This is a genomic window from Bradyrhizobium sp. USDA 4506 (assembly GCF_054058795.1).
Map to the genome: position 1 here is coordinate 4,153,069 of NZ_JBSSBM010000002.1, position 13,458 is coordinate 4,166,526.

General features: G+C 57.7%; 9 protein-coding genes. 2 read left to right on the forward strand and 7 right to left on the reverse strand.

All coding sequences use genetic code 11. The annotated features are described in order from the left end of the window. Positions 1–70 precede the first annotated feature (70 nt). The 6 genes from ACVIHF_RS21920 to ACVIHF_RS21945 all read right to left on the reverse strand — a co-directional run bounded on the left by ACVIHF_RS21920 (position 71) and on the right by ACVIHF_RS21945 (position 7,958). The gene (locus tag ACVIHF_RS21920) at positions 71–2,236 is read right to left on the reverse strand and encodes a methyltransferase domain-containing protein (RefSeq protein WP_456792505.1); all 2,166 of its coding nucleotides are present in this window, start codon (positions 2,234–2,236) and stop codon (positions 71–73) included. A gap of 43 nt (positions 2,237–2,279) precedes the next feature. Beyond that, a complete protein-coding gene (locus ACVIHF_RS21925) occupies positions 2,280–3,143 on the reverse strand; it encodes a TylF/MycF/NovP-related O-methyltransferase (protein ID WP_016847974.1) in 864 nt (287 codons plus the stop codon). A gap of 8 nt (positions 3,144–3,151) precedes the next feature. Continuing rightward, positions 3,152–4,495: an ABC transporter ATP-binding protein gene (locus ACVIHF_RS21930; RefSeq protein ID WP_016847973.1), complete on the reverse strand. Its 1,344-nt coding sequence runs from the start codon at positions 4,493–4,495 to the stop codon at positions 3,152–3,154. Further along, the gene (locus tag ACVIHF_RS21935; RefSeq protein WP_028338356.1) at positions 4,492–5,292 is read right to left on the reverse strand and encodes an ABC transporter permease; all 801 of its coding nucleotides are present in this window, start codon (positions 5,290–5,292) and stop codon (positions 4,492–4,494) included. Before ACVIHF_RS21935 ends, ACVIHF_RS21930 begins: the two co-directional genes overlap by 4 nt. Beyond that, on the reverse strand, positions 5,289–7,232 hold the full coding sequence (gene asnB / locus ACVIHF_RS21940; RefSeq protein WP_456792506.1) for an asparagine synthase (glutamine-hydrolyzing): 1,944 nt from the start codon (positions 7,230–7,232) through the stop codon (positions 5,289–5,291). The genes ACVIHF_RS21935 and asnB overlap by 4 nt, the downstream gene beginning before the upstream one ends. Before the next feature lie 84 nt (positions 7,233–7,316). Beyond that, positions 7,317–7,958 (reverse strand): winged helix-turn-helix transcriptional regulator, encoded by a 642-nt coding sequence (locus ACVIHF_RS21945; protein ID WP_225644414.1) that lies wholly within the window; start codon positions 7,956–7,958, stop codon positions 7,317–7,319. Positions 7,959–8,670: 712 nt separating this feature from the next. Between ACVIHF_RS21945 and ACVIHF_RS21950 the strand changes: the two genes are divergently transcribed. Then, the gene (locus tag ACVIHF_RS21950; protein WP_225644412.1) at positions 8,671–9,855 is read left to right on the forward strand and encodes a glycosyltransferase family 4 protein; all 1,185 of its coding nucleotides are present in this window, start codon (positions 8,671–8,673) and stop codon (positions 9,853–9,855) included. 704 nt (positions 9,856–10,559) lie between these two features. Next, positions 10,560–11,891 (forward strand): hypothetical protein, encoded by a 1,332-nt coding sequence (locus ACVIHF_RS21955; protein WP_456792509.1) that lies wholly within the window; start codon positions 10,560–10,562, stop codon positions 11,889–11,891. Between the two features lie 806 nt (positions 11,892–12,697). Here the strand turns inward: ACVIHF_RS21955 and ACVIHF_RS21960 are convergent. After that, entirely contained in the window at positions 12,698–13,219 is a 522-nt protein-coding gene (locus tag ACVIHF_RS21960) for a hypothetical protein (RefSeq protein ID WP_456792510.1), read from the reverse strand. Positions 13,220–13,458 lie beyond the last annotated feature (239 nt).

A 13,458-nucleotide genomic window follows, 5' to 3' on the forward strand; every position in this document is an offset into this window, starting at 1 on the left:
GTCATGGGTTTGCTCGATCCTGCTTAATACGCACGATGGGTTCGGCACTACCTTCGGCCCGGTCGCCCGCTCACGATCGATAGATCCAGGACGGGAGCTTGGCTGCAAACCACCGCAGCGCCCAAGGTCGTTGCGGTCGATCTGCCTTCTCCACAACAGGATCAGCCGACGGACCCGCCTCAACAACCTCGCTATCAACTGCCGAACCGACCGCAATTTCATCGCGGGCGGCCAGCATCCCGTCGGCCATGAGCTCTATATTAAAAGAAGTCTTGACCTGTCGCGGGGCCAGTTGCGCAGCTTTTTCTCTCCAGCGCAAGTTGCCTAGCAAGTCAACGATAGTATCAGCCATAACCCGCGCTGTCGCATCGGGCTTGAATATCTGCCCCGTCTTGCCATCCAGCACAGCCTCGGGAGCGCCTCCAGCGGAGGTCGTAGCGACGGGAACCCCAAGGGCCTGAGCTTCGAGAATGACGTTTGGAAGACCCTCGATACGAGACGCCAGAAAGAACAGGTCCATTGCTGCGATTGCCGCGGCCGGGCGCAGTTCCAGATCGGCAAATATCAATGCGCCGGTCAACCCAAGCTGCTCGGCGCGAGCGCGAACATCATCGAACCGCGCGCCATTGCCCACCAGCAGGAAGCGCACATTCGGCATCTTCTCACGTATCATCGCGGCGACATCGAGCCAGAGGAACGGACGTTTCTCCGTCATCATCCTGAAGACACCGCCAACAATCAGCATCTTCTCATCGATGCCCAACGCGGCTCGGTATTGTTTTCTCAGGACCTTGGGTGCAGCATCATTGTCGAGGTCAATTCCGTTGTGCACGACCTTGATCGCTCCCTCTGGGAGCTCCAGCCACGCGGCATACGCGCGCGCACCAGCATGGCTGTTATTTAGCATCTGCAGGTTCGGTTGCTCTGCCAAGAACCGATAACAATCACGATGGTACCCGTGATAGTAAGGGAAATTGTACGATGGCATATTGCGAAAGCAGAGCAATGTTCGGGGAATCTGCAGTACGGTCGCCGCAATGCCTCCTTTGATGCACACTTCGTCCATCCAGAGATACACCGTCTCGGGATTTACATCCGAGAGAACGTCGTAGTAGGCCCTTACGTCAGCGAGCTCCGGCGACAACAATTCAAATGGATCGGGACCCGCCGTCTTCCCGGATCCGGTCGGAGATTTGGCGGCAGAGAAGCCGTCGATGATTTTGACGCCCGCCTTCTGCAGCCTGGCTCTGAAGAAATTCTCCCGTTCCGTCGCCGGCGGATGGACGAGCGCCACAGTAACTGAATCAATCCCTCTCGATACGATCTGTTCGACCAAGGCGACCATTTGCCGTTCGGCGCCACCCGGGCCCAACGAACCAATGATCATCAGGATTCCACTGCGATGCGGCGACGCCTTTGCTGACGCGCTCGACATCGCCTGCGCAGCAAGGGCCTGAAAGGCCGTTAATTGCTCCTGATAGTCGGTCGCTCGCCCCTTCTGCCCAATGTACAGAAGTCGATTCCCCGCCCCAGCCTGAGTTGGCTTGTTCTGGCGCATGTTCTCAAGCCAATCCGGCAGAGGATCAACGAGCGGCTTTCCGCTCCAGAAGGCATCGTTCGGGACAAAGATGTTGTCGTCGAACCCCACCTGATGCGTCACCACCTCATCGAAGCCGAACCGGGAGAGAAGCGCTTTCAGTGACGATTGATCGAGTGAGCGAACGTGCTGCCAGCGATGGAACAGCAAATTGCTGACCGGGCAGTACGCCATGTCCAAATCGAGGTCTTCGTTGTTGGGCGTCGTGATGACCAACACGCCCCCGGGCCGCACAAAGCGCGCCAGACGATCGAGCGTGACGTCCATGACCTCGTCCAGAACATGCTCGATGACCTCGGACATGATTACGACATCAAAGGTCTCCGTCGAGTCGTCGCCCACGACGCCCAGGAATCCATCGAAATTCTCCAGCGCACGCTGCAGATTTGCCGCGCGTCCTTTCGACGGCTCGTATCCCGCCACGGTCAGGCCCCGCTGGGCCATGAAGCGAAGAAGGTGGCCATCGCCGGCACCGAAATCGAGAATGCGTCCGTGCTTCGGAAGTATGTGATCGATAGCCGTAATGACACTACGGCCGCCAAGCTTCGCGAAACTGAGTTCGGTCAGCCGGGTTTGCCCCACATTGTCCCAGAACCGGTTGACCAGTTCGGGGGTCCACTTCAAGCGTTCCGCAGCCATGTCAGAGCTTTCTCACCATTGTACGAAGCAGCTAAGCCCCATCCTACTGCTTGATCGTGAAGGCCTGCCCCGTTGGCAAAAGCGCGAGATTCTCGGCCTTCGATTCGAAGAATTCGTCAGCTGCTTGTTTCGCACCTGGGCATGATTTGAACCCGTGGTCATCAAGCAGGATAATGCCACCCGCAACCATGCGAGGATAGAAGAACTGAAGCGAGTCGAGCGTGGGCTGGTAGAGATCGACATCGACGTGCACAAAGCGAAACCTGCAGTCGGCCGCTTCGGCAAATCGCGTGGGAATCCAGCCCTTATAAATCCGATAGTTGTCGAACTCTCGCAAGCTCTGCGTCAACTCATCTTCGGCCGCGGTCAGCGAGCCCTTTCGCCAGTACGTGCCATCGACGGAAGCCGGCTCGGACAACCCCTCGAAACTGTCGAAGAGATGAATCGACATCGGTATCTTCCTGAAGGCCTGGCACAGCAAGTAGGCCGTAGCGCCCCTGTACGCGCCGCATTCGGCGGCATCGCCTTCGAGATGAAGCACGAGCTTCAGCAACTCGTTCATCGCATATTTGCGATCAAGCGAATGCCAGTTCCCTACATCCATGAACCTCATGTAGTAGGCAAGGAATGCTTCATCCTCGAGGAATATCCGAGCAAATTCGGAGAATTTGAACTTCGGATAGATGGCTGTCGTCAGCGCCTCCGCCGAAAGATAGCGTTCGAATTCGGAGGATTGAAACTCCAGCCCACGCTTCAAGAGCGTAAGAAGCTGAACAGCCTTGTCCGGCGCAAGGCTCTCGATCTCCGCCGCCAGCCGCGCAGCATCAGAACTGTAGACCGGGGCCGGAGCGGGTTGCACCGGGGCCTCGCTCTCGGTCTTCGCGCGCGGTCCCAGCAACGGCGCCATTATTCGCTTCAACATCCTCCGACAGCTCCGCTTACCCGGGCGACATCCTCTTGTTCAGAGGAGATCACGATTTCACTCTCCAGATTGACCAAGGCTGTCGTGAAAGCCCCTTTTGTGCCAACAACCCGGAATTGAATGGCATCCTCGACGAAATCGATTTTTGCACCATCGTGGAGATGCGCGGCGCCGAGCGTTAGAAAGAAGTCGCCCGCCGCCAACCACATCGTGCAATCGCACGCTATCGTCAGAACATCACCGGCACGGGCTTGCCACGCCACGCCATGGCTGGTCAGGTTGGTTGCCCCCCATACGACAGTTCCCCTGCGGTCCTTGATCGCAAAACCACAGGACAGTGCCGAAATGTCCGCATCGCACCGAAACCGCATCGAAAAGCGATAGTTACTTCCACTCTGAAGGAGCGTTGCGCGCCGTCCGTGCTCATCGAACACCCCCCAATCGAGCAAACGCCCCTCACCCGATCCATATCGAACCTTCGGCGCGATCTCCTCCGCCGGCAGCTCGGAATCGTCGGCATTCTCGACGGTTCTTTGACTGATCGCGTTCTCCAGCCCCGGCGACGACGCCTCTTCGGCCGCGGTCGCCGTGCTCGCTTCCGATTTGCCAAACAGCAGATTGTGATAGACCACCGATATCGGCCCGGCCTCGCCTTCCGCGAAGACTCGTCCGCCTTCCAGAATCAGGGCGCGATCGCAGAAAGTCGTAATCGTGTTGGTATCATGGGACACGAGCAAGATCGTCGCGTTCTTCTGCTTCAGCCGCTGGATCCAGCCGAAGCACTTCATTTGAAACCGCGCGTCGCCAACCGATAGAGCTTCGTCAACGATCAGGATATCAGGCTCGACGCTGATCGCCGTGGCGAACGTGAGACGCGCCTGCATCCCGGTCGAATAGGTCTTGAATGGCTGGTCGATCACGTCCCGCAACTCGCTAAATTCGATGATCGAATCGAGCTTGCGTTCGATTTCCGCCTTGGGCATGCCGAGGCACAGCCCACCCATGAAAATGTTCTCTCGGCCGGTGTAGTCCGGGTGAAAGCCGGTCCCCAGTTCGAGGATGGCGGTGATCCGGCCGTTGACGTCCAAATCACCCGACGAGCGCTCGAGTGTTCCGGCGATGATCTTGAGCAGCGTCGATTTTCCGGCCCCATTGCGCCCAAGAATTCCGACGATCTCTCCACGCTTGAGATCGAGATCGACGGCCTGAAGGGCCACGCGCTCGGTGTGGCGCGGAACGCGGCGAATAACTTCCACCAGCGGATCGATTGCATGCTCATAGACGCGGTACGCCTTTCGCAGCCCGCGCGCACGGATGGCGATTTCAGATCCGGTCATAGCGCGTCACCAAAGCCGTGCTGCAGGCGAGAGAATACCGCGTAGCCGATTGCCAGGCAGGAGACCGCCCCAAGGGGAAAAACAATCCAAGCCGCCGGATGTTGAAAGGCTCCGAAATAGAGCGCGTCCTGCCAGCACCAAACCTGGTAGCTGAACGGATTGAAATGAAAAACCCAATTCATCCAGCTCGGCGTCACATACGGGTTGAACAAGATGGGCTGAGCGAACAGGTTGACCGCACAGAAGATCGTCACGATGTCGCGCAAATCGCGAAAGAAGATGCCGAGGGCCGATAGCATGAGAGCAACGCCGGTCATCGCAATGAGTTGGATCGCAATCAGGAACGGGACGGTCAGAACCATGAAGGTCAGGGTTCCGCTGACCGCAGCGTAGCCGATCGTGAACAGAAGCGCGATTGAGTATGGAAGCGCCGAAGCGATCGCAGTCTTGATCGGCAATACCACGACCGGAAAAATGATCTGCTTCACGAGGCTTGCATGAGCGGTCAATATCGTGGTGGAGCGCGCCAGCAAATCCTGAAACGCCAGCCACGAGACTATTCCGATCAAGACATTGACGGCAAAATCGGGATGCCCGCCGCTGCTACCGACGCGGGTCGGGAATACGTAGGCGAACAGGAGCGAGTACATCAGCATGAGCAGCAGCGGATGGCCATAAGCCCACAGCGCGCCCAGCAGCTGTCCGGTGTGACGATCACGCAACTCTCGCTTCACGAGCTCAGCAACGAGCTCGCGGTGTCCGTACACCGAGCCAAGAAGTGACTGCGCCGCGATCACAGCGAGACCTCCGGATTAGCCGACAGCCACGCTTGCGCCATCAAGACATTCCACAGCGGATAGGCCCAGTTCGCGCCAGCCAGATGCGCTTGCCATCGCTCTCGGATCGGTGCGGGAGTGAACAATTCCTGGTCCTTCAATCTTTTCTCAGCCAACAATTCTTCCGCCCAGTCCCTCAGCGGTCCCCTCAGCCACTCCGCCAGCGGCACGCCAAATCCCATCTTTGGACGGTCAAGCAGTGCACGCGGGACACGGCGATAGAGCACCTCGCGCAACGCCCATTTGGCAACGCCATCGCGATACTTCATATGCCTTGGAAGGGTCCAGGAGAATTCCACGACCCGGTGATCCAGTAGCGGAACCCGCGCTTCGAGGCCGACGATCATGCTGGAGCGATCGACCTTCGTCAGAATGTCGTCAGGCAGATAGGTGAGAGTGTCGATAAGCATCATCCGGTCGAGAAAATTCGGAACGCCGGTCGGGAGATGCGTATCCCAAAGCACCCCCTTGGTCTCGGAAGCTCCGATCACCAGATCGTTCGGTGTGTGCCAATGGCTCAGCATCCCGCGATAGAGCGTGTCGGGATCACCCTCGAGAATGGCCGGGGCGTACCGTTCAACCTTCGAACCAAGACCGTTTATCCGCCAGCGGCCTGGCAGCACCTCGCCGATCTGATCCAAGGCACGCCTCGGAACTGCACGGAGACCTCGAGCCAGCACATTGCGCAAAGCCCCTGGGGCGGGGCTGGCGACCTTTCGCATATCCAGCGCGTAGGCATAGCGGGAGTAGCCCGCGAACAATTCATCGCCACCATCTCCCGAAAGCACGACCTTAACATGCTGACGGGTCAGCTCGCACACCAAGGCGGTCGGCAGTTGAGAGGAGTCGGCGAACGGTTCGTCGTACCATTGCGGGAGATGCTCAACCATATCCAAGGCATGCGAGGCATCAGCATACAATTCGGTGTGGTCAGTTCCGAGATGGCGCGCGACCTCGCGCGCAAAGGGCGCCTCGTCAAATCCCTTCTCCGCAAAACCGATCGAGAATGTATTGATCTTTCGATCTGCGGTCTCTGCCATCAGCGCAGTCACGAGCGAAGAGTCTATCCCTCCCGACAACAGCGAACCAATCGGCACGTCGGCAACCAGCCGGCGCCTCACTGCATCGGACAGCAGAGCATCAAGGCGATTGATCGCCTCGCCCTCGTCGATTTTCGATTTGCCGCCTACCGACGTCTCAACGAGGCCTCTGAGATTCCAGAAACACTCAGTCGAAACTTCGCCGCCAAGCTTGGTCTTGAGCATGGTGCCCGGTTCAAGCTTGTAGGTATCCTTATAGATCGTAAAAGGCGCCGGGATATAGTTGTGGCGCATGAACGAAGCCATCGCGTTGCGATCCAGGGCTGGCGCCCAGCCCGGAACAGCGCGCAGCGCTTTCAATTCCGAGCCGAAGGTCAGCACCCCGTCAATTACGCTCCAGTAAAGCGGCTTGATTCCAAGGCGGTCGCGCACAAGAGTCAGGTCGCTAGTCTGCTTGTCATAGAGCGCGATGGCGAACATGCCGATCAGGCGCGGCACCACGTTTTCGATGCCCCATTCCGCGCAGGCCTCGAGGATAATTTCAGTATCCGAGTGACCTTTGAGCCGACGATTGGTCCGCTCAAGATCGGCCGCAATCTCGTTATGGGAGTAAACTTCGCCATTGTAGACAATGACGAACCGCCCACATCCCGACGTCATCGGTTGAGCGCCCGTGGGGGTCAAATCACGGATCGCCAGACGTCGGTGACCGAAGCCCACACCTCGTTCGCTGTCGAGCCAAGTGCCGCGCGAATCCGGCCCACGATATGCGAGGCTATCGGTCATTTCGTCGAGGACCCGCTGCGATAGAGGCCCGCGGCCGCCTGGCCGAAGTCGCATGAAACCCGCAATGCCGCACATTACTGCGCCCCTCTCCCCCTGGCCGTAGACACTGTTCAGATCACTGAAAAAAGCAGAGCAGCAAGGAACCTGTATTTGACGCAATCATTGCGCTGCATCCTGATGCTCCTGGTGATTCAAGCCCAGCAAGCTTGGAGCCAGTACACGGCCTGATCCGTAGAGGCGTACCGCTTCATCGAAAGCCCGACTGGGATTGGCTACATCGGTGATCATCACAGCATCAAATGGAATGGCAACACGATCGTAGCCAGCAACGACCTGGACCCCGACGAAACGCGTGTCGCCTGCATTTTCATCAACAATTGCGACGATCGAGACACCGCAATCGACAGCCGACAGCATGGCAATCTCGGCCAAGTCCGACCTTCCACAAAGCACCAGATTCTGGAAATGCTGCGCCTTCGCCAATTGAAGGACCTGCGCACAATCGGCCTTGGCCTGACGAAAAAACGAGAAAGAGGACGACAGATATTCCACGGTCAGGCGCGATTTCTCAGCGAAGCCCTTTGGCGTCAGGTAATAGGCGTAGCGACGCGCCGGCGCCTGGCTGACTTTGACAAGGCCCTTCTTGATGCATCGCTTGAGGTAGGCGTTAACGAGGCCAAGCGCGATACCAAGCTCCTCCGCGATGCGGCGCTGCGATTGCGCGCCGTCATCGACGGAATTCAGCAAATTAAGGACGATCCGTTCATCCTCCCCGCTAGAATCCGGCAACGTGTGGTCCATTGAGACTCCCCCTCCGCCGGCGACAGATAGTCCGTTCATGCCGTGAACGTCAAGTCGAACGTTCACGATGTGAACAATTCAATCCATTGAATTTATTGTAGAATTTTATGGCTAGCTAATTGAGCCAGCAAATTGGCATGTTCGGACGGGCGCCTTTTCTTAGCCTGGATGCAAACGCCCACTCACTACGGCGTACCGATAGTATTCGCTCGGCGCTGCCACCGGCCGCGTTCGAACGCCGCCAAATGGACTGACCATACCCCTGCCCCCAGTAGTTGCGTTCGATGAATAACATTCCAGAGTGCGCTGACCGCAATGTCGACGAACAACGACGCCTCGGAATGAGCGGTCACCACATCCGATAAGCGCCTGTACTGGGCGGTTGGAGCTGGCGCAAATCAAGAGCAACCGCGTCGAAGCGTCCGCGCAGCAGCAGCCGGCGCTGTGATAGACCCAGGCGGCACAAGCAGCGCATCGCTCGAACTTCGTACCCACCAAATCTGATGATGTCGCACCCGAACCATGCGGCAGGCCGCCGCACTGCTGGTGGACGTGCGTCATCCCGTGGTATGACTGCGGCCCTTCGTGACGTTGGCGACGATGCTGATGGCCTACTTGCGGTCCTGCTGCTCCCTTCGAGACGACACAGATTTTTCATGCTCCCGATTACCCATGACATCCGGGCTTCCGACAATCCTGCTTCGACTGATCAATGAATCCCCTAGAAATCAAGCTGAAGGGTCGCATCCTCTACATCGCTAACGAGGATTGGGCGTTCTTGCTCAATCGCCTGCCAATGGCGCGGGCAGCGCGTGACGCCGGCCTTGAGGTTCATGTGGCGACCAATGTGAGCAGCGGCGCCGCCTCTATCAAGGCGGAGGACTTTGTACTTCACCAGATCCCCTTCCAACGTGGTCAACGGGCGATGCTCACGGCTGCTGCGGCGCTGAAAGCTATCCGGGAGGTGGAGCGCGCGATCAAGCCAAGCATCGTGCACCATTCCGGGGTGCAATGCTGCGTCTTTGGTTCGCTGGCTGCGCTCGACCGGAGATTCCCCGTCGTCAATGCGATCACCGGGCTCGGCTATATCTTCACGTCATCGAGTTCGCAGTCACGTCTGCTGAAGCGCGTCCTGACCCGACTGCTGCCTTGGCTGCTCAATCGAAATCGCAGCTACACAATCGTGCAAAATCCCGACGACCGCGAGGCGCTAATGGCGCTCGGTGCCAAGCCCGACCGCATGACGTTGATTCCGGGATCTGGCGTTGATGATGAATCACTGCAGCCGCTACCTGAGCCGGCAGGCCCGATCACGATCGGATTCGCGGGGCGGCTGCTGGTCGACAAAGGCATCCGCACTCTGGTTCACGCCCACGGTCTACTGCGCGATCAAGGACACGATATCAACCTTATCATCGCAGGAAATCCTGACCCGGCGAATCCATCGTCCGTGTCACACGAAGAGATCGAAGCCTGGATCGCACGACCGGGCATCACGTGGCTCGGGCACATCGACAACATCGCCTCGCTGTGGCGCGCTTCACACATCGCGGCATTGCCTTCGTATCGTGAAGGGCTTCCGGGAGCGTTGATGGAAGCAGCCGCCTGCGGCAGGCCCCTGATTGCGACGGACACGCCTGGCTGCCGCGAGATTGTGCTTGCTGATCAAACCGGCCTCTTGGTACCACTCGAGGACCCAATAGCCCTGGCAAGCGCAATTCTGCGGCTTGCTGAAGCGCCTGAGTTGCGGGCGAGGTTCGGTGCTGCGGCGAGACGACGCGTGTCGGAGCGATTCTCTGCAAGGATTATCGGCTACACGATCACTCAGCTCTACGGTGACATATTGGCGCGCAATGAGACACCACTGACTGCTTCGAACGCCCGAACCGATCGATAACCGCGACCTCGCCGATCGCGGCCCACTGAACAAGCGAACTGACGCAGCCGGCGTCAAAGCGATGTCCCTCACAGGCTGCGGCCAACGTGTCGTGCCGTGCTTGATATCACCACTATTCTCCGGGCTCCTGCGCCGGCGGCCGGGCCTGTGAATGCGGCAGTTGCCAAGGAAATCTCATGAACTCCTCCATGGGACTCGCCCACAGAAACGCCCGCGCAAGCGGAGGCTGGCTGAATTGCTTTGCTGCTCGTTCGAAATTGGCGACTTGTCAACCTGCTTCCTGGTGTTTACAGGACAACGCAATCGTCAAGCACGACCAGAGAGTTCCGCTCATGGAAGCAACTCGGCTCACTCGAAATCTTGGGTACCTTCGGTCCCGGGACCAGCCATACCTGTGATGACCGGGAGAGCCCAAGCGAACGAAGCAAGCACGGCGTCGCCGCGGAATTGCGGCGCGGTTCGTTGATCCGGCCCAGCCGCGCAGCGGCGCCGGCCGAACTCAAGATACGCTGCGCCATGTTCGCAAGGCTCCGCATCCGCGAAAGATGACGAACGTCATCACGGCAATTGTTGGCAATTGTTGCTTCGCTGAGATAACAGAGGCTTACTCTTGGCACCAAGCAGGTTAAGTTCTCGAATCTTCGAATTCGCAGGCCGCCAGCCACACTCACCGGCCGCGTATGACCTGCAACGGGACTGGCAGCATGAATACGAACGAGATCGCGGTAGCGGGCAAGATTTCAACGCGCGTGAGCTTGGGCGTATTGATCAGCTTCCATATCGTCGCCTGCTGCATCTCGCTCGGCTATCTCAGCCGCAGCTACGGCAACTTCCATATTTTTTATGATGCCGAACTGCTCAACGGGGCGATCGCAACGATCGCCGCGTTTGCTGCTCTCTCCTACCTTTTCGTCCTCGTTCCATTCAGCTTTGGTTATTTTCTCAGCTTTTATTTTTACACCATGATCCTTGGATACCTCTGGCTAAATTGTTTCTCCCGCTTCGAGTACAATCACTGGCTCAGCGGAGCCTCTGCCGTCGCGTCCATGATAGCATTCATGGCGCCATCACTCCTCGTGACATCTCCGATCCGACGAGTGTTCACGATTAGCGAAACAACCTTCTACCGCGCATTGACAATTATCTTGGCAGTCGGCGTGGCCACGATCCTGATAGCCGCAAGCTATAGCTTCAAAATGGTCTCGCTCGGGCAGATGTACGACTTCCGCGACAAGATCAACATGCCCTCCCCGCTCGTCTACTGCATTGGCGTCGTTTCGAACGCCCTGTTGCCCTTCACCTTTGCTTGCTTTGTGGAGCGGCGGAATTACTGGCGAGCTGGACTGACGCTTGTCCTATTGCTGCTTGTCTACCCAATCACGCTCAACAAGATCGCGTTCTTCACACCAATGTGGCTTCTGGCCATGGCTGTACTGACGCGCCTGCTCGATTGCCGAATTGCAGTTGTGCTCTCGCTATTCGTACCGCTGATTATCGGCGTCGTCTTGTACGCCATCCTCGGCATCAGCGACACGCGCTATCTCGATATCGTCAATCTTCGAATGATTGCTACGCCTTCAAATGCGATGGATATCTACAACGACTTCTTCTTCAACCACCCTCTCACATCCTTCTGCCAGATTACATTTGTCAAAACCCTCGTCTCTTGTCCCTATCCGGTTCAGTTGGGAGAAGTGATGCAGCAGGCCTACCGGCTCGGTAATTTCAATGCCTCCCTTTTCGCGACCGAAGGGATCGCTTCGGTCGGCGTTCTCCTGGCGCCGATCCCGGTTTTGGCATGCGGACTTGTAGTCGCTCTCGTCAATCGATTTTCCTCGGGCCTTCCTCCTCGCTTCGTCCTTGTATCTGGTGCGATCCTTCCTCAGATCCTCTTGAACGTGCCATTCACGACAACCCTCCTCTCTCACGGCGCCGCCGTACTTTTTCTGCTATGGTATCTGACGCCGCGCTCAGTCTTTGCATCGCAGAGTGGGTCTGTCGCCGTCGAGAGGAAGCTTGAAGAGCACCTCGCATGACCATCAAGCGGTCGATGTTGGTTAGCGATCGCATTTGGTGCGAGCCAACACTGCATTTTGCCCTGATCTACGCCGCATCCTGATCTGCAAACTGGACACGACATGTCGAAGCGATTTCAGCGGAGGCTCGTTCTCGCGACCATTTTTGGAGCGATCTTATACATTCCGCTCGGGCTCTACCTCGATACGCTTCCGCCTTGGCGTGAGCCGGACCCGGGCCTCATCCGCCCGCCATTCAAACATTTTGGCGGCAACGCTTGGCAATATCTGACACTTATCCCAGGCGCCGTCTCGGACAGCAATGAGGCACCCAGTCGGTCTCGGCTTGAAGTGACAGAAGACCGTCACGCTCTCGGACCAGCTCATACGACGCACGTCGATATCGCCGAGAAAGGAAACGGACGATACTCTCATTGGCAGTCGTCCTTGATTTTCTCGACGAGCGACAACAGCGACCCGAATACAAACGGGCGAGCCTACCGAGTCATTGATCCAGACGCGAAGGACCCCTTCGTTTCGCTCCGAATTCCTCATCGTCCAAGTTTGTTGAGCCGGCTATTCCCATCGAGGTTCGATCACTGAACCTCTCGCCCCTCCAGCTTGCGCGTTTTGCATCTGGAAGCAGATATTCACGAGCGGTCAGAACACGAGGTGACCAAGAAGCGGATCGAGCGATCTTTGACCGGACACCAAAAGCAGCGCACGGAGCCAGCAAGATCAATCCTATTGCGATTGCATTGGGATAGTGGAAAACGACGTCCTGCATGTTCTCAATGTGCAAAACGTACTCGGGATTCAAATAGTCCTCATTGTCGGATCGACTCGATACGTAGCGGTAGATCTCGTTGGCGTTTCGCCCAACCTGCTTTTGTGTACTTCGCGGCTATCTCCGCTCGCAAGACGCCGCGCCGCACGTCGTACCTGTAAGCCGAAATCCCATAGTCTGGATCAACCAGGTAGTCGTGCCCACCGGCAGCAAACTTTACGAGCACACGGCCACCGACATCGAACGCCCACGCTTGAATTCCATTTTTGCGAAGAATCTCGGAAGTGATCACTGCGCGCTGGCCACAGAAGCCGCATATCAGCGTACGTTTCTGAAGAAGGCCCTCGCTCCAAATTAGGCTCGCGTCGATTAGTGCTAACTGAGCAAGAGCTGCAGAAAGAACACGCTCAATCGGTGTCAACGAGAAGTCGCCCGGTTCGCAGTTGTAGCTGGTGTAGTGCACCGCGAGCGCGATCCGGTTCGCGTAGGCGACATCGTCGGTCTCAGAAGGACGTCGGATGAGTTCGGCGTCCGGAATCCCGCTAAGTGTGCGCCCGCTCACATAGTCGTATCCGGGTACACCAACTTGCCTGCCTCGCGATTGCCTAGGCAGAAGCTGCGAAGCAGAGACGGCCACCAGCAAGATTGCGACGACGGTCCGCAGCAGGGTCGGCCTTCTGAGCCTCGGCAGGGTCCTCAGCCAGTTCATCGGCGGCGACGCTCTTTGTTGAGGGCGCTCTTAAGCTCCGTACTGCACCCGCATGAGACGCAAGACGCTTCTTGTGCTTGAACACATTATTT